The following is a 16,674-nucleotide window of genomic DNA, read 5'->3' as shown; positions in this document are numbered from 1 at the left end:
TCATCGAGCCCAACCCCTTGGCGCTCCGTTTAAACCTCATCAAGTGTTTACCTTTCCGTCGTGTGTTGTGTCCGTGCGCAGCACGCGGTGAGCATATGTTCACTTGGCATTGTTTCAAATTGCGGAATTCCGTCGTTTAAGAACCCCACATCCCAGCTTGCATGACAACCGACATACACATGAGCAGCAACTTTTGTATCGGCAGGGTCAGACAGCAAACCAGCAGGTACCCAATATGAATCACCGTTCGAGCTGATATTGGGTACAGGACTACCACATTGAGAACAAAACTCAGATTTAAACCCCGAATTAGTAGAAAAAGACTTAATTTGATGCTCGCCAGTACACCATTTAAAATTTGATGCTTTGACAATCAAAGCCGAATTGGATGAAGAACCCGACACCTTTCGACACAATGAACAATGACATTGATAAATGAGTGGTAGTTCGCCTGACAACTCAAATGAGATCTCTCCGCACAAACAATTTCCTTTCAATTGAATAAATCCTTGTTAACTAGTAAATAAAGCCCGCCTAAGGGGCACAAAACTCAACCACAACAGCCGTAACGACCTCAGTTCATAGGGACTCACCATGCGTTAACAGTCCCTTGAGCCATTCGTTATACGAAACTACGACTTAAATCCCCAAGCCGCATCAACAAGCTTCACCATCAACTCCTTGGATACCCCACTACTGTCTCGTTCGGGCATGTATTCAACAAACTCTGCTCCAATAAACTTGTCACTCGAGGCGATTGAATGAACTAAATACAGGGCCTCTCTTGCGGTTAAACCACCAACATTCGGCGTAGCACATGCTCGAAATAGAGAACCATCTAAGACATCGTAATCGAATGACAGGTAAATACCGTCATACGCTCGCTCCAATTTTTCCATTAAGGTTCGAACGACAACATGAAACCCTTGCTGTTCGATACACATCATGTCGAAGCTGGTCATATTGAGTTTTTGAATGAGTTGATGTTCACATGGCATTAAATCTCTGACGCCCACATAAAACACGTCTTGAGGGTTTAAAGTGATATCAGAAGGTATTGACCAACCATTGTGCGGATATTGATTCATTAATAATGCTAACGGCTTACCGTGCAAATTGCTGTCGCGAGTGTTGTTGCAATCAGCGTGAGCATCAACCCAAACAATTGCAATTTTTTTATTTTTGCCCTTTTGATAATGGCTTAGCACTGCTTGAATTGTACCCATCGCTATCGAGTGGTCGCCACCAATTGTTATGGGGACCCGATTATTCTTATAACTTGCCAGCACCTTTATCGTTAGGTCGTGCGCGTAAACTCGCAATGCTTCATCTTTGTTCCCGCAGGAAATCAATGAATGAACCTCATCGGAGATGACAACATCGCCTTGGTCAATGATGTCAGCACCCCATCGGTCATTTCTAACTTTGATCCAGTCCGTAAGGCCTACCCATGACATTTCATCCATTCGTCGCAGACCATCAACCGTATTTTCTTGAGTTGTCACAAAACCCAGTTGATTGAAAGGTGCTCCGATGATGTCGAAATGTCTTTTCATGTGTACTCCTGTACTTACCTAATTTCGTATACCGCCGCATTAAGGGACATCGAAACCATTGTGTCGTAGACGCTTAAGCTAATTCAAACTGACAACACCGAGCGTTGTGAATCCCTCTTGAATGCTTTGTTAGTTGCGTTCTAACCACTCAGAACGTAACACTCCATATTTGACGGAATCATAATACTCGCCATTGTAATAGCGGACTTTTCGTAGCCTAGCTTCTTGCTGAAAGCCTAATTTTAAAGCTAATGACATCATTCGAGGATTACCCGACCAAGTCGTAAAACCAACCCTTTCAATTTCCTTACTTTTGAACAGATACGAAACCCACAACGGAATCGCTAACGCAGCAATGCCTTTACCCCAATACTCTTTATCGTAAAGAATAACACCAGCTTCAAGCCAACGAGTTTCTTCACATTCCCAGTAACAACTAACCATTCCCACTGGAATATCATCGACTGTAATCAATTGCGAATCTAAGCCCGATAAAAGACGCTGAAATGAAGCGTTTTCAAACTGTTCTAAGGATGGATGTGAGTATGGAAAATAAGGACCATTGAACTTAGTCCATTCGTCATTTGAGATAACCAAAGCATGGATAAAATCCAGCTCATTTTCTCTTGCAGGTCTAATACTTACTTTCATTTCTTACACTAAACCTCTTGATTCTTGGTAGCAAACTAACACCCGCATAAGGGGTGAGCAACGCAATACAAATGTGACTGCATTACGCCTTAACCACTCAACAAACTGCAAACCCAAAATGCCACGCGTACCGAATCTGCTTGAACAGTTTGTTATACAAAATTTCACACGACCTACTTTGAATGTTGTCTCCTCATCCACTCATGGCAAGCGTCACTCATTGTTAAACCCACCGAACTTTTCATCCATTGCATGAAATCTCGGTCGAATTTAAATTGCTCACCAAATTTAGATTTAAAATAACGACGAACGTTTTGAGTTGTCTTGTAACTATCTGTAATGACTGTATCGTCATCAATGTCATTTTTATGCCAATCAACCTTTGCCATAGTCTGATTTCTCCATTTGGTATAACGCCGCGTTAAGGGGGGGGGAATTCCGTATAAAGCTACCTTCCGCTGAACGCTTTGTTATGGCACTTTACCTGTAGTGTTGCTGACACCAATTTTCCCAGTTTGTTTCGCCCAAAAGCTTTCGAGCCTTCATGGTGCGAAATACGTTGATATATCCCATACAAAGACCAAATAGAGATGCTGAAACAAGATACGCTACCCAATTATTTGGCTCTGAATGCCAAAAAAATACCCACATCAAAGCTCCCCATAATAACCCCATAAATAAACCATATGTAATGAGTATTTTTGCAGGAGATTGAAAAACTAGAGGCTTTTGGGAAGGGTCTTTATACCTAGACCAAATAAACGCTGTTGGCTTAGTTAAATCTGCTGGGACACCCTTTTCAATTAGGTGTTTTTGAATGAATTCAGCCTTTTCCATCTTCGCCTCACTATGCATACGCTAGTTGGAATTCTATGGCGTTATCAAAATTTATCGAGAATGATGATTGAAGTGCTGCGACTGACTTCAAAACCTGACTGCGCCATAACGCGCGTTAAGTAATGAGCATCGCAGACCACCCAACCTAAATCATTTGCCGTAATCACTAAAGCTGAATCAAACCGAAAACGCCGAGCGTTGCAATCCCGCTTGAACGCTTTGTTAGCCGTTTCGTTTTATGCCAAGGATAGCCCACCATCAACCACAAGCGTGTGGCCAACGATGTAGCTGGCTTTGTCTGAGACCAGAAACTCAATGGCATTAACGATTTCGTCTGCATGACCAAAGCGTTTGATAGGTACCACCTCTGAAACTTCACTGCGAATGTTTGGTGAGTCCAATTGCTTGCTTTCCCATCGTGGTGTCCATGTCACGCCTGGAGCTACCGCATTAATACGAACTCCAGAGCCAATACATTCTAAAGCAACAGAACGGGTTAACCCTTCAAGCGCGTGCTTGGACGCGCTGTACATTGAGGCATTCGGTGTCGGTCTTAGGCCATTCACAGAGCTGACGTTAACAATGGCGGAACCCGCATTCATCAGTTTTAACTCATGCCTTAAGCACAAGGCATGAGACCAAAAATCGACATTCAATGTTTCCTGTAAAGAAGAAACGTCAACTTCTTTAAATTGACCACCGGATACCAAAGCCGGTGACGCATTATTCACCGCGATATCCAAAAAGCCGTATTGATTCTTGATATGGTCGAATAGCTTTTCAAGCTCAGATTCTGAGGAAATATCTACAATTTGATAGTCCACAACGCTTAATTGTGGAAATTCATGCACAGACTCCATCCATGACTGTTCAGCACGAGAGCAGGTTATCACTTGATAGCCCAAGTCCACGAATCGCAGAACAGCTTTCAGCCCTATACCTCTAGAGCCTCCTGTGACCAATGCTACTTTCACTTTAGACTCCTTTCTTGTTTTACTGACTGACAGCTAACGCCGCGTTAAGGGGGGAGGCGCGTAATAACACCTTGACCACTAAATTCAACGCATAGTAAAAATGCCACACGTTGTGAATTCCTCTTGAACTGTTTGTTATATGCCCGAACTCATTGTGTATTCTGGATGTCCAGTGTGCTCATCCAATTGCTCGCTCAAGACTTTGAAACCTTGAGACAAATAGAATTGATAACTAGCCTGATTTTCCTTGTATACAGCGAGACTCAATTCAGCCCTCTGAGTTTTAGCATGACTCAATAGTTGCTTACCAATGCCTTTGCCTTGAAGCTCAGGAGAGACAAATATAGCAGCTAGGCTATTTTCATATAGTGCGTAAAAGCCGACTACTTTCGACTCAACTTCGTAAACGTAGGTTTCTGAAGCTGGAATGTAGATATTACGCATGTTTTCTACTTGAGATTCCCAGAACTCAGGCGAGATGAAATCGTGAGCTTGAACTGACGCACTAAGCCAAATTTCAAGAACTGAATCCATGTCATTTTCGTTGTACTTTCTTATCATTTTAAAGCTCTAAATAGCCGAATTTATCGGGGCAATATAACGCCCAATTAACGGGTAAATGCCGTACAAACTAACCTTTCGCAGACCGCTTTCACCACAAAAACTCAACGCATACCAAAAATGCCACGCGGCATGAGTCCCGCTTGAACGCTTTGTTATGTAGCCTGTCTTTCAGCTTCAATTTACCACCCAAGAAAAGCCGAACAAACAGCGAATCTTGCCGCAGCCAAATTACCTGAAGTGGTTCACGAAATTGGGTAGACAAAAAGACCAGCTCCCTGGGATTCAAATCTACCAGAGACAAAGATCGCTTTTGTGTAGGGAAAACGTAACGAACGGAACCGACATTGCACACAGAGGTTTCGATAACATAATGCTTGCCACACCTTGCGCAACCGAACCGTCCACGCGCCGTTGGCCAAAGACTACTAGATATAAACACCAAGATTGAGAAAGCTACATAACGCCGCAAGAAGAGGCGCGCGTTAGCGCGTCCTTCTTGCTTGCCTTGTTACAACTCTTCTGGGTCAGCACTCTCCCATTCCGGACAGTGCATTAAAACTGGAGCTTTGGATTTGGTATTCCATAACGCGGCATCTCTACCCCAGTAGAAAAAGTGAGCAGTTTTGCCACTATTCAGCTGCTTCGTATTCTGTTTTCCAGATTTCGAATAAACGACAACTAAATCTCCGGCCTCAACGTATTCATCTGGGAACCAGAATGTATTATGAACACCAGTAGTAACAGAACCTTCACGATAGCCAGCCCTCAAAAGGAGAAAGTCGCCTACATCGCAGTCCGCAATAACTTTCATAACTAATCGTTCTTTTTCGTAAATACCTTTGTCTGCAATAGACTGTATTTTAATTTTCATGACTTCACCGCCTTAGCGATGATGCCGCCTACAATAAGCACACCACCAAAAATAATCGCAATCCAGCCTGAAGGTTGGTGAGCCCATAATGTAGGAGCGTAGCCTAGTGATGCTGCTCCAACCGTCATGCAGACACCAGATATTATTTCTTGTGAAATGCTAGTTTTCAGCTTTTGGTCAAGAACTGCCTTAGCTTTGTCTACTTGATAATACTTATCCTGATAATTGACCAAGTCAATATTTTCTCTTTCAAGTCTTTCTATCTCATCGATCAGTAGCTTCTGAACCGCGGGGGAGTTCAGCTCCTCTTCTTCGAGCTCTCGCCTTAATTTTGTAAAGCTGCGTCTCTTACTACCTTTAAGAGAACCACTTTCATCCCCTCCTGCGGATGGAGCATCTTCTTGTGGCTCTAAATCTTGATCGCTATTCATCGTGGCTCTCTTATTGTGTGGTTGTAACGCCGCATTAAGGTGTGAGCGGCGCTTGGCTATACTTGAGCGAAGCGAAACTGCCAAGCGTTGCGAATCACTCTTAAATGCTTTGTTAGGCATTTTTATCGTGCGAGAAACATTGCCTTGTCACTGTCCCCCACTTGTGGTCTTCATATACATCTTCAATATAGTTTTCAGACGTGTAATCCCCAACTACATCACGCCAGAAACTGATAGCATGATCGGCACCAGCGACCTGCTTGATTTCCCATGAACCACCGAGTTGTTCAAACAAACTGAAAATGAAATGTTTACCCACTTTGTTTTTGCGGAAGCAAGGTAAAACATAAAAATCGCAGATTTCGAATTCTTTTGTTAACTTCTCGTCTATTGCTGTCAAAGCAGCAGGAAGTCCATCAATGTAGAGTAAGTAGCCTGTGACTGTTCCATTTAGCTGAGGATAAATCTCGAACAGCCCATTCTCATCAGGCTTATCATCTATGATTCTAGAGAATTCAGCACCATACGCTTGGTAAAGGTTGGCATAAACATGAGCATTGGTATTGTTTACTTTCACTATATTCATCATGTATTCCCATGATTAACGAACTTTGTTCATCATACTACCTTGGCTTTGTTTTTCAGAGAACAACCAGATACAAGTGAATCGCATATTGATGCCTAACGCCGCGTTAAGGGGTGAATGCCGCACATACCAAGTTTCCGCAGACCACTTTCACCACCAAAACACATTGCAAACCAAAAATGCCGCGCGGCATGAGTCCCGCTTGAACGCTTTGTTATGTAGCCTGCCTTTCAGCTTCAATTTAACCACCCAAGAAAAGCTGAACAAGCAGCGAATCTTGCCGCAGCCAAATTACCTGAAATGGTTCACGAAATTGGGCAGGAAAAACGGCCAGCGCTCTTGGAGTCAAATCTACCAGCGACAAAGATCGCTTTTACGCAGAGAAATCTAACGAACGGAATCGACATTGCACGCAGACGTTTCGATAACATAATGCTCGCCACACCTTGCGATAGATGAACTGTCTGCGAACCATTTGCCAAAGGCAACTGGATATAAACACCAATATTTATAAAGCTACATAACGCCGCGTTAAGTAGTGAGCAACGCTACCACCTGACCCAAACCACTGCACTTTAAACACAAAAGCCAGTTTAAACTGAGAATGCCACGCGTTGCGAATCTGCCTTAAACGCTTTGTTATGAGTCAACTCGAAGCGACAGAGAAAGGAAGTTTTCATCGCTTTCAGTCACCTCATATCCAAGAGATTTATAAAACCTTACCGCTGACTCATTTCGAGTAAAGCTTGATAAGGTTACGTAACTACGCCCTTGCTCTCGCGCTATTTCTTGAACCATATTCATGACCCTTTCACCCAGTTTTTGATTTTGAAATTCTGGAAACACAATAAGTAAATGTACATGAAATGCATTGTCGTAAGGCTTGAAGCATAGCATTCCAACTTGTGTGTTATTGAGATAAACCCAATGAAACCAATGCGGCTCATAGTCACTTTTTAAACGATTGGCCTGAAACTCGTCACACCAACCAAAGACGGCATCGACATGCGAATAAATCCCCTGTTTCACAACAGAAAATAGACTTTCAAACTCATCACTTTCTATTTGTATTAATTGAATATCCATATGCCTCATAACGCCGCGTTAAGGGGCACTGGCACGCACTACAAACGTGACCGCATTACGCCTTAATCACTAAACAAACTGCAAACCAAAAATGCCACGCGTGCCAAGTCCCGCTTGAACGCTTTGTTATGTAGCCTACCTTTCAGATTCAACTTACCACCCAAGAAAAACTGAACAAGCAGCGAATCTTGCCGCAGCCAAATTGCCTGAAGTGGTTCACGAAATTGGGTAGACAAAAATGTCAGCGTCCGTGGATTCAAATCGGCCAGCGACAGAGATCGCTTTTGCGTAGAGAAAACCTAACGAACGGAATCGACATTGCACACAGACGTTTCGACAACATAATGCGTGCCATACCTTGCGATAGATGAACTATCCGCGAACCATTTGCTAAAGACAACTGAATATAAACACCAAAATTTATAAAGCTACATAACGCTTAGAACAGTTGCAAAATATATGGCGCTATATTTTGGGAACCAAAATTCGTGACATATATTTTGTCAATTGCTTCGCCTTGTTATGCATTAAAATCCATAGTACTTACCAATTGCTGTAGCAAGTAAACTACCAGCGATTCCAATATTAATATCCCATGCCGTAGACGCTGCTTTAGTTACCATTCCACCGATCCAATTCGAAACAGACTTACCAAACGAACCTGATTGAATTTCAACACTTTCACGATCGTCTTCTATAGCATTTTGCAGAGAAATTATGTCACTCTCACTCACTTTATGGTGCTTTAATACCCTGACTAGTGAGTCGAAGTCATTTTTTTTAACATTATTTCTGACATTCTGAGTATTAGAATCACCAACAACAATAGTCGCGTTGTCACCAAAAACTGCATTATTAAATAGATCCGACACACCAACCTCTTTTGCTCTCATTTTCATTTCATCTAAGTTCATGTCATTCGGAAATTTTTCAGATAGTTCCAATACAAAATCTAATAACCGAGACGTAACTTCTGTTAAAACCTGAGTCATTGCGCCTGCAGAATGAACTCCCCACGCACTTTCAACACCATAACTGGAATCTAACCCTTTAGATAATAGGGAACAAAATTCAGGTGCTATTGTAACTCCTAAATCCGACTGCAATGCATATTGTTCAATCACTGCGATACTATCCATTAAATACTTAGTTTCTAACCTTTTTCGAATTTTTTCATCCAAGTGCATAAGTGGAATTTGTTGATTTGTATACCGATATACCCCATTGGTTACATTTCCTTTTACGGTAAGATGAAGTACTCGATATTCAGGTAATAAATTTCGCTCTTTATATCCTTTTAATTCACTATCTACCCATTCAGAAAGCTCTCTTTCACCCAGTTGATGAAGTAATACTTTTGTCTTTAATAGGGCAACATTTAAGTTTCTTTCACTAGAACTTAATAAATCAATAATTTCTTGAATTAATTTCATACACCTACCAAATTTAAATTTAATGCATAACGCCGCATTAAGGGGTGAACAACGCATTCCACCCAAACTAAGCCATTGTGCCGTAAACACTAAAGCCGGTTCAAACCAAAACTGCCAAGCGTTGTGAATCCCTCTTAAATGCTTTGTTATGTGCGTTTTCCCAGCTTAACTCTTGATGCTGCCCTATTGGCTAAACGTAAACTTTTCAACTGCTCTTTTCGCATTGCTTCTTCGTCTGGATAAACTTCAAGTATCCAGTGCCGGAACCCAATACCACAAAGCAGCCCACCCAATGCTGCGATCACGCCACAAAGATAAGGAAAATATTTCCTATCTTTACTCACAATCTCAATTTTCCGATTTTCAATAGCAATACGGTCTTCTTTAACACTGTCGGGCAAGTCATCTTGAGCTTCAATAATCGAAATTTTCTCAGCTGCTTGGAAGACAATATCGTTGTATGTGTAAGTTTGGCTAAGTAAGAAATAAAGACTGAATACGAAAACAACAGCACCAACAATTGCCATTAACTTATACGGGTTGTCAGTTGGCACACTTAAAGATGAGTTCATACTCAATACCTCCTTTTATCGATAGCACATAACGCCGCGTTAAGGGGTGAGCAACGCAATACACAAGCTTCCGCATACCACCTTAAACACTAAAACAAACGCATTGTGAAAATGCCACGCGTTGCGAATCCCTCTTGAACAATTTGTTATGTACGTTGTACCAAGCGCACTGGTACCCAACCAATTTCACCCGTTGACCTCGAAACTCGATACCACTCATTGAGTTCAAACAGCACTAACAGCTTTTCACCAATGACTGTATTGAGCTCAACATTGTCATAGTCTTTAAGCAAAATACCTTCTGAGATTCCTTCAATCTTTTCGATATATTGAACTGGAGCCCAACCCCGCCCCCCTTCGCTACTGGTTATAAAGATCCAATTGGGAAACTCGTCGTCAATTGCACCAAGAGCTACTTTATCACCTTGTTTTAGATAAAACGGATTAGGATATTCTGAGACGTGTTTTTCAGTAGCTACTACTTCCATATTTTCTCCAAAGTACATAACGCCGCATTAAGGTGTGAGCGACGCTTGGCTATACTTGAGCGAAGCGAAAATGCCAAGCGTTGCGAATCACTCTTAAATGCTTTGTTATATCACATGCACTAAAATGTAATTTTTACATTTGAACTGGGATCTTTATTAAGTAAGTAATCAACCTCTTCAATAAGGTTGTCATTATCCCTAACAAAGTCATTTAAAGTACTAATAGAGCCAATAATTTCCATGTACCCTGAATTTTCATCATTCTGAATTCTATATAAAGTGTTATTTTTTTCTGTAACCACTTCATACGTTAAACCATATGATTCAGATAATTTCTCATCATAATCATTTAGTTCTTGAGATATCATTCGAGCTTTTAAACTGTCGATGCTATCATAGGCTGTAATTACAGCCTCTTTAGCGCTATTAGGATTTCTCTCTTTATCTGTCCAAGCCAATAAGCCTTGGTAAACTTCTTTATCGCCATTTTCGCGGTCGATTGTGATGATAAGATATGGAATCCTTTGAGAAGATGAGTGTTTTTTAAGGTCATACATTAAGCCAAAAAAATTCAAAGGATTATATACATTAATATCCGCGACATCCTTTGTTCGTAACGTATTTAATATATAGTCTACTTGGTTGCACCATCGATAGTTGGCAGATAAAAATTTATTAAGCTTTTTCCTAACCATATTAAACTGATACTCTCTACATGGCGTAGTCTTAATGTTAAACCCGTAAGGGTGATCACCTGTAAAACCACACGCCATCGATAGCATATCATCACTATCAAATAAAGCATCTGAAAACATGTCTCCAACGCCTAAAGGCTCACCATGGTTCCATGTACTTAAGGTGTTATTTAAACTATGTAATGCAAGACCTGTATATTCACCAACACCATAGTTCAATCTAACTTGTTCGAGCAAAATTTTACTTCTTAATTCATACTCAGCTCCATCCAATTGCCATAAGTTCAATATACCTTCAATATCGAAGTGATTGTCATTTAGCTCCCTTACTGGCAGTGAAGATATTTCGTTATATAACCTATCGGTATCAGTCGTAAACATAGACCAAGAGAACCCATATGGGTGGATAATATTATTATCACCACCCGTGTAGTCCATTTTTATAATAACACTATTACAAGAAGGTAATGATTCCAATGTTGACGTAAAATCAGCATATGCTTTATCACGTTCATTCTGTTCACTGAACTCAAAGAAAATAAAGTTTTTTAAAGGGCTTAGATCACCACTATTATATTTAGGGACAATTTGTTGAAATATAGGTTCTTCATTAGGCTTGTACACTATACTATAGCCTTTAAATTCATATTGAGAAACCCGTGAGTATTCATCAAATGCTTCTTCAAGTTCTCGCCAAACGGTTGAGATTACTACACATCGAATTTGACTTTCTTCTAATCTATTCTTGTTTTTAAGCATGTTTGCATACTTCATTAACTGTTGAATAGCAGATCTAGCCGTCTGATCACTTTTTTTCAATTCAATTAGAGTAAAACAACCAAACTCATCTTTCGCTAATATATCAACATAAGCAGTTCGACCATTCGGCATTTTTATGTAATGCTCCTGCGCCACAACTTTTAAGTTGGGATCAAGGGTTTTTATATATTCTGCTATGTTTTCTCTTATTTCTGATTCTTTTATCTTCATGATATTTCCTAGCCACGATGTGATATAACGCCCAATTAAGGTGTGAGCCACGCTACCACGACACTAAAATTGAGCGCCGTAAACACTAAACTAGACCCAAACGAAAAATGCCAAGCGTGGGGAATCACTCTTAAATTGTTTGTTAGCACTCTATTTGAAGAGTTGTTTTATATCGACTTGAGAGAACTTCGATAGGTTAAGCCAGCCAATCAATCTACCTACAGCAGTCAGATGGAATTGACCAATTCCACATTTATCTATCAGTTCTTGTAGCTGAGCTATACCATGGTAATTATTGTCCTTTGCATAACTAATTAACTGTCTACCATCTTTGCCTTTCAGTTCAACAACATCTTTTAAAAATGAAGGAGTTACCCCCACGTGCCTAATTTGTCTTGTATTTATAGCACCAGAAACCGAAATATATTGTAAATCTCCCGAAGTTATTTGAGAACAATCGCTAATATGATTCAGAGTTTGAGTAAGCGTTTGGTTTATAACATTCAAGTTGTTCACGTTAAAAGCAACTTCATTAACTAACACCTCTAAGCTCAAATAACTAACATGTTTTTGAGACAAATTTGGCAAAATCCGTCTTGCTTCCGCAGCAATCAGTTCAATTAACTCAGGGCAATCTTTAGCCATCATTGTGCAGAACAACTCGCACAATAAATCAACGTTGCTTTTTTCCCCTTTTCTTGCTACATCAACAGCCATCGCTTGCATTTCATACTGCATAGCTGGTTCTGAAAACTTACTAGGGTCAATATCAGCCTTATGTTTTTCAAACGAATTTTTTAGCTGATTGAGCATCGCTTCAACACGACTATCGGCGATCTCTTTCGCTTCTTGTTGGATTCTAGGAAAATTAAGTTCAAACAAGTCCAAGAAGATTGCTCGCAATTCTTGATAAGGGGTAATGGTTACATTACCACCGGCTTGAATAGCTGAGGAGTTTTCTCCAACATCTAGTTTCTGTTTTTCAAACATTATTTATTTTGTCCTATATTTCCATTCATGTCGCCACCGACTTGTATACCTGTACTACCATCACCCACTTTCATTTTCTGGGTAAGAGCTTTGCTATAACCCTGCTTGTAGCCAATAAACCAAAATAAAATACTCGAACCTATGCCAGAAAAGACCCACTCATAGTTATTTTGTAAAAACTCGATCATATTTATTACTCCTTGAGTGCTAACGCCGCGTTAAGGGGTGAATGCTGCACAAACCAACCTTCCGCAGACCACTTTCACCACCAAAACTCACCGCAAACCAAAAATGCCACGCGGCATGAGTCCCGCTTGAACGCTTTATTATGTAGCCTGTCTTTCGGATTTAATTTACCACCCAAGAAAAGCTGAACAAGCAGCGAATCTTGCCGCAACCAAATTACCTGAAGTGGTTCACGAATTTGGACAGACAAAACGTCCAGCGCCCTTGGATTCAAATCGACCAGCGACAAAGATCGCTTTTGTGTAGGGAAAACCTAACGAACAGAACCGACATTGCACGCAGACGTTTCGATAACATAATGCTCGCCACACCTTGCGATAGATGAACTATCCGCGAACCATTTGCCAGAGACAACTGGATATAAACACTAAAATTCATAGAGTTACATAACGCCGCGTTAAGTGGTGAACAACGCGACCACTGAACCTAAACCATTGTGCCATAATCACTAAAGCTGATTCGAACTAAAAATGCCAAGCGTTGTGAATCCGTCTTAAACGCTTTGTTATATGCCTTTACGACTTACCCAAATATTGCGTTAAGAAACCACTAACTTGCTCTTGGCAGAGACCCACATCGACCTTAACGCCCGATTGCTCAAGAATAGCAATACCCTTACCACTATTTCGCTCATCGGGGTCAAGCAATGACACAACGACATGCTTTATGCCCGCCTTTACCAACGTATTTGCACAAGCCGGAGTTCTACCAACAAAAGAGCAAGGCTCTAAAGTCACATAAGCTGTTACACCGTCCATTGAACCTTCGTAACCATTTAGTGCTTCAACTTCTGCATGGTTTCCACCTATAGCTTGTGTAAAGCCTTCAGAGATCACGAGGCTATCTTTGACTAAGACACAGCCAACTGGCGGGTTGGGAACACAATCAGGTAATGCTTTCCTAGATAATTCCAGCGCTCTAAGCATATATTTTTCCGACATTTTTCCGTATTCCTCCTTCGGACATATAACGCCGCGTTAAGTGGTGAACAACGCAACCACCCAACCTAACCCATTGTGCCGTAAACACTAAAGCCGATTCAAACTAAAAATACCAAGCGTTGTGAATCCGTCTTAAACGCTTTGTTATGTGCATATCGGCGACGTTTACGCTAACTTTCTCTCAGTTTTGCTATCGAAAGACCTGCAATGCCTGCCAACGCCCACTTGGCCGATGAAATAAACCAATAGAAAAAGTTTTCATTGGAACTCAAAGTAGAAGCAACTAAAAAAATGCATGCTGAAAAGAGCAGTATAAACACCCACCACAAGCCTTTCGGCTTTAACACCTTTTTTAAAAACACTTCAATGGCAAAGCCCACTGAAAGTGCTATCAGAAGAGAAACACCGAAGTTAAGCCATACACTTTCAAATAAGTTGTCCATTTCACTTCCTGTATGATCGTGATTAATTCATAAAAACAGAGACTTATAGATTCACATATCGTTTAATCAAGCTTGGCTCATGCACATAACGCCGCGTTAAGGGGTGAATGCCGTATAAACTAACCTTCCGCAAACCGCTTTTACCACTAGAATCACTGCAAACCAAAAATGTCGCGCGGCATGAGTCCCGCTTGAACGCTTTGTTATGTAGCCTGCCTTTCAGATTCAATTTACCACCCCAAAAAAGCCGAACAAACAGCAAATCTTGTTGTGACCAAATTACCCAAAGTGGTTCACGAAATTGAGTAGGCAAAACGGCCAGCGTCCGTGGATTCAAACCAACCAGCGACAAAGATCGCTTTTGTGTAGGGAGAACCTAACGAATGGAACTGACATTACACGCAGACGTTTCGATAACATAATGCTCGCCATACCTTACGATAGATGAACTATCCGCGCACCTTTTGCCAAAGACACCTGGATATAATCACCAAAATTTATAAAGCTACATAACGCCCTGCTAAGGGGTGAGCAATGCACTGCAAAAGCTACCGCATACCATCGTAGTCACGAAACTCACCGCATGCTGAAAATGCCACGCATTGCGAATCCCTCTTAAGCAGTTTGTTAGGTTTTTGGGACTCGAAGTACTTGAGTAGTTTTTCTACGCTGAATTTAAGTAATAACCGGTCTATATCAGTAAATTCCCCTTCATGTATGATTATTTCATTTAGCTGGTAGCCAGAATCTAACTGGACAAGGTATTTTTTGAAATCGATTTGCTTCTTAGTGTCGATGAAAATTTTCGCTAGCTCGGGTTCATTTATAGTAATTGAATCTATCTGCCACTTAAAACCTGTCCGTTTGATCACAAATAGATCTGTTACATAGTCGAAGTCATTTAATAGCTTAAAAAAACTACTTTTCTCAGTCTGTGACAGGTTTAAGCTAACCCTTATCCCTTGATTATTGGTAAAAGGGAACCAGTAATTTTCTTTTTTGAGATTGATGGAAAAGTTGCCACCGTCAAGTAAATCAAATCTTTTCAGCAAGCTAACAGTGAAAACAAACATATCTTGATCACACTGTGAATCGAAGTTTGGGTCGTTACCAGCAACAACCTTAATGCATTCACTTGAGAAGTCTTCATTCTTAAGCTTGATAAATAATTCACCTATAATCTCGTCTGCACGACTGTTTTCACCAGCAACACTTACTAAAAAAAAGAATGACACCACCACTGCTAAAGAAATAACTCCAAATACCTTGTTCATTAACAATCCTTTGAACTAAACCTAACGCCGCGTTAAGGGGCGAATGCCGCACATACCAAGTTTCCGCAGACCACTTTCACCACCAAAGCTCACCGCAAACCAAAAATGCCACGCGGCATGAGTCCCGCTTGAACGCTTTGTTATGTAGCCTACTTTTCAGCTTCAATTTACCACCCAAGAAAAGCTGAACAAGCAGCGAATCTTGCCGCGCCCAAATTACCTGAAGTGGTTCACGAAATTGGACAGACAAAAAGACCAGCGTCTGTGGATTCAAATCGACCAGCGACAAAGATCGCTTTTGTGTAGGGAGAACCTAACGAACGGAACCGACATTGCACACAGAAGTTTCGATAACATAATGCTCGCCACACCTTGCGATAGATGAAGTATCCGCGAACCATTTGCCTAAGACAACTGGATATAAACCCCAATATTTATAAAGCTACATAACGCCGCGTTAAGTGGTGAACAACGCGACCACTTAACCTAAACTATTGTGCCGTAAACACTAAAGCTGATTCAAACCAAAACTGCCAAGCGTTGTGAATCCGTCTTGAACGCTTTGTTAGGTGACTGTGCTACGTAGGCCAATTAAGTTACCAAACGGGTCTTCCAATTGGCACATGACTAAGCCGTTTTCAATAGCCATTGGGCCGCGATAAAGTTTAGCCCCTAGAGATTGGAAATGTTGCAGTGACGTCTCAAGTTCGACTACCGACCAGTATAAAACTGTTCCACTTTTGCCTACCCCAACCTTCGAATCAGCTTGAACTATTTCGATTGAAAAACCTTCAAGTTCAAGCACTGTAAAGTCAGAATCTGGATGGTAAATGGGTTTCGCAGAAGGAAACGCATTTTGATACCAAGCAAGTCCCTTTTCGACATTTGGGACATGGATAAGAATCGCAATTGGTTTCAAGTTTTCCTCCTGTCACCTAACGCCCAATTAAGGGGTGAGCAACGCTACCACCCAGCCTAAAGCATTGTGCCGTAACCACTAAAATTGAAGTAGAAGCAAAAATGCCAAACGTTGGGAATCCCTCTTA

Annotated in this window: 21 protein-coding genes; all 21 read right to left on the bottom strand. The window is 41.1% G+C overall.

Annotated elements, in window-relative coordinates:
• Window positions 1-47 precede the first annotated feature (47 nt).
• A complete protein-coding gene (locus ACS18Q_RS17550) occupies window positions 48-497 on the bottom strand; it encodes a GFA family protein (RefSeq protein ID WP_441258114.1) in 450 nt (149 codons plus the stop codon).
• A 135-nt stretch (window positions 498-632) separates the two neighbouring features.
• Window positions 633-1,556, bottom strand: coding sequence for an arginase family protein (locus tag ACS18Q_RS17545; RefSeq protein ID WP_395212804.1), 924 nt, complete (start codon window positions 1,554-1,556; stop codon window positions 633-635).
• Window positions 1,557-1,685: 129 nt separating this feature from the next.
• Window positions 1,686-2,207 carry a GNAT family N-acetyltransferase gene (locus ACS18Q_RS17540; RefSeq protein ID WP_441258113.1) on the bottom strand — a complete coding sequence of 174 codons (522 nt, stop codon included), beginning with the start codon at window positions 2,205-2,207 and terminating at the stop codon, window positions 1,686-1,688.
• Window positions 2,208-2,380: 173 nt separating this feature from the next.
• On the bottom strand, window positions 2,381-2,596 hold the full coding sequence (locus ACS18Q_RS17535; RefSeq protein WP_055466952.1) for a DUF6434 domain-containing protein: 216 nt from the start codon (window positions 2,594-2,596) through the stop codon (window positions 2,381-2,383).
• 91 nt (window positions 2,597-2,687) lie between these two features.
• On the bottom strand, window positions 2,688-3,044 hold the full coding sequence (locus ACS18Q_RS17530) for a DUF6404 family protein (protein ID WP_038152052.1): 357 nt from the start codon (window positions 3,042-3,044) through the stop codon (window positions 2,688-2,690).
• A gap of 236 nt (window positions 3,045-3,280) precedes the next feature.
• Window positions 3,281-4,018, bottom strand: a complete 738-nt coding sequence (locus tag ACS18Q_RS17525; RefSeq protein ID WP_441258112.1) for an SDR family NAD(P)-dependent oxidoreductase — start codon at window positions 4,016-4,018, stop codon at window positions 3,281-3,283.
• Window positions 4,019-4,153: 135 nt separating this feature from the next.
• Complete coding sequence (locus tag ACS18Q_RS17520; RefSeq protein WP_158141991.1) at window positions 4,154-4,579, bottom strand: N-acetyltransferase; 426 nt, start codon at window positions 4,577-4,579, stop codon at window positions 4,154-4,156.
• A 511-nt stretch (window positions 4,580-5,090) separates the two neighbouring features.
• A complete protein-coding gene (locus tag ACS18Q_RS17515) occupies window positions 5,091-5,453 on the bottom strand; it encodes a hypothetical protein (protein WP_287591788.1) in 363 nt (120 codons plus the stop codon).
• Window positions 5,450-5,884 (bottom strand): hypothetical protein, encoded by a 435-nt coding sequence (locus ACS18Q_RS17510; RefSeq protein WP_287591786.1) that lies wholly within the window; start codon window positions 5,882-5,884, stop codon window positions 5,450-5,452. The genes ACS18Q_RS17515 and ACS18Q_RS17510 overlap by 4 nt, the downstream gene beginning before the upstream one ends.
• A 112-nt stretch (window positions 5,885-5,996) precedes the next feature.
• On the bottom strand, window positions 5,997-6,470 hold the full coding sequence (locus ACS18Q_RS17505) for a GNAT family N-acetyltransferase (RefSeq protein ID WP_140150224.1): 474 nt from the start codon (window positions 6,468-6,470) through the stop codon (window positions 5,997-5,999).
• A gap of 639 nt (window positions 6,471-7,109) precedes the next feature.
• Window positions 7,110-7,565 carry a GNAT family N-acetyltransferase gene (locus ACS18Q_RS17500; RefSeq protein WP_441258091.1) on the bottom strand — a complete coding sequence of 152 codons (456 nt, stop codon included), beginning with the start codon at window positions 7,563-7,565 and terminating at the stop codon, window positions 7,110-7,112.
• Between the two features lie 518 nt (window positions 7,566-8,083).
• Complete coding sequence (locus ACS18Q_RS17495) at window positions 8,084-8,989, bottom strand: AbiTii domain-containing protein (protein WP_206981329.1); 906 nt, start codon at window positions 8,987-8,989, stop codon at window positions 8,084-8,086.
• Window positions 8,990-9,135: 146 nt separating this feature from the next.
• Window positions 9,136-9,561 (bottom strand): hypothetical protein, encoded by a 426-nt coding sequence (locus ACS18Q_RS17490; protein WP_031856367.1) that lies wholly within the window; start codon window positions 9,559-9,561, stop codon window positions 9,136-9,138.
• A 146-nt stretch (window positions 9,562-9,707) separates the two neighbouring features.
• Window positions 9,708-10,049: an SH3 domain-containing protein gene (locus ACS18Q_RS17485; protein ID WP_069509599.1), complete on the bottom strand. Its 342-nt coding sequence runs from the start codon at window positions 10,047-10,049 to the stop codon at window positions 9,708-9,710.
• A gap of 119 nt (window positions 10,050-10,168) precedes the next feature.
• Window positions 10,169-11,734: an endonuclease NucS domain-containing protein gene (locus ACS18Q_RS17480; RefSeq protein ID WP_441258111.1), complete on the bottom strand. Its 1,566-nt coding sequence runs from the start codon at window positions 11,732-11,734 to the stop codon at window positions 10,169-10,171.
• Window positions 11,735-11,884: 150 nt separating this feature from the next.
• Window positions 11,885-12,724, bottom strand: coding sequence for an LPO_1073/Vpar_1526 family protein (locus ACS18Q_RS17475; protein ID WP_441258110.1), 840 nt, complete (start codon window positions 12,722-12,724; stop codon window positions 11,885-11,887).
• Window positions 12,724-12,912 carry a hypothetical protein gene (locus tag ACS18Q_RS17470; protein WP_441258109.1) on the bottom strand — a complete coding sequence of 63 codons (189 nt, stop codon included), beginning with the start codon at window positions 12,910-12,912 and terminating at the stop codon, window positions 12,724-12,726. The genes ACS18Q_RS17475 and ACS18Q_RS17470 overlap by 1 nt, the downstream gene beginning before the upstream one ends.
• A gap of 573 nt (window positions 12,913-13,485) precedes the next feature.
• Window positions 13,486-13,911, bottom strand: a complete 426-nt coding sequence (locus ACS18Q_RS17465; RefSeq protein WP_441258108.1) for a bifunctional diaminohydroxyphosphoribosylaminopyrimidine deaminase/5-amino-6-(5-phosphoribosylamino)uracil reductase RibD — start codon at window positions 13,909-13,911, stop codon at window positions 13,486-13,488.
• Window positions 13,912-14,081: 170 nt separating this feature from the next.
• Window positions 14,082-14,354, bottom strand: a complete 273-nt coding sequence (locus ACS18Q_RS17460; RefSeq protein WP_441258107.1) for a hypothetical protein — start codon at window positions 14,352-14,354, stop codon at window positions 14,082-14,084.
• A gap of 548 nt (window positions 14,355-14,902) precedes the next feature.
• Entirely contained in the window at window positions 14,903-15,628 is a 726-nt protein-coding gene (locus ACS18Q_RS17455) for a hypothetical protein (RefSeq protein WP_441258106.1), read from the bottom strand.
• A 565-nt stretch (window positions 15,629-16,193) separates the two neighbouring features.
• Window positions 16,194-16,547, bottom strand: coding sequence for a glyoxalase/bleomycin resistance/dioxygenase family protein (locus tag ACS18Q_RS17450; RefSeq protein ID WP_025555140.1), 354 nt, complete (start codon window positions 16,545-16,547; stop codon window positions 16,194-16,196).
• Window positions 16,548-16,674: the final 127 nt, after the last annotated feature.

This window comes from Vibrio sp. Vf1514, from assembly GCF_052076135.1.
In the GTDB taxonomy this organism is placed as follows: Bacteria; Pseudomonadota; Gammaproteobacteria; order Enterobacterales; family Vibrionaceae; genus Vibrio; species Vibrio furnissii.
Note: the sequence above shows the minus strand (reverse complement) of the source record. Positions and strands in the feature narration are given on the sequence as shown.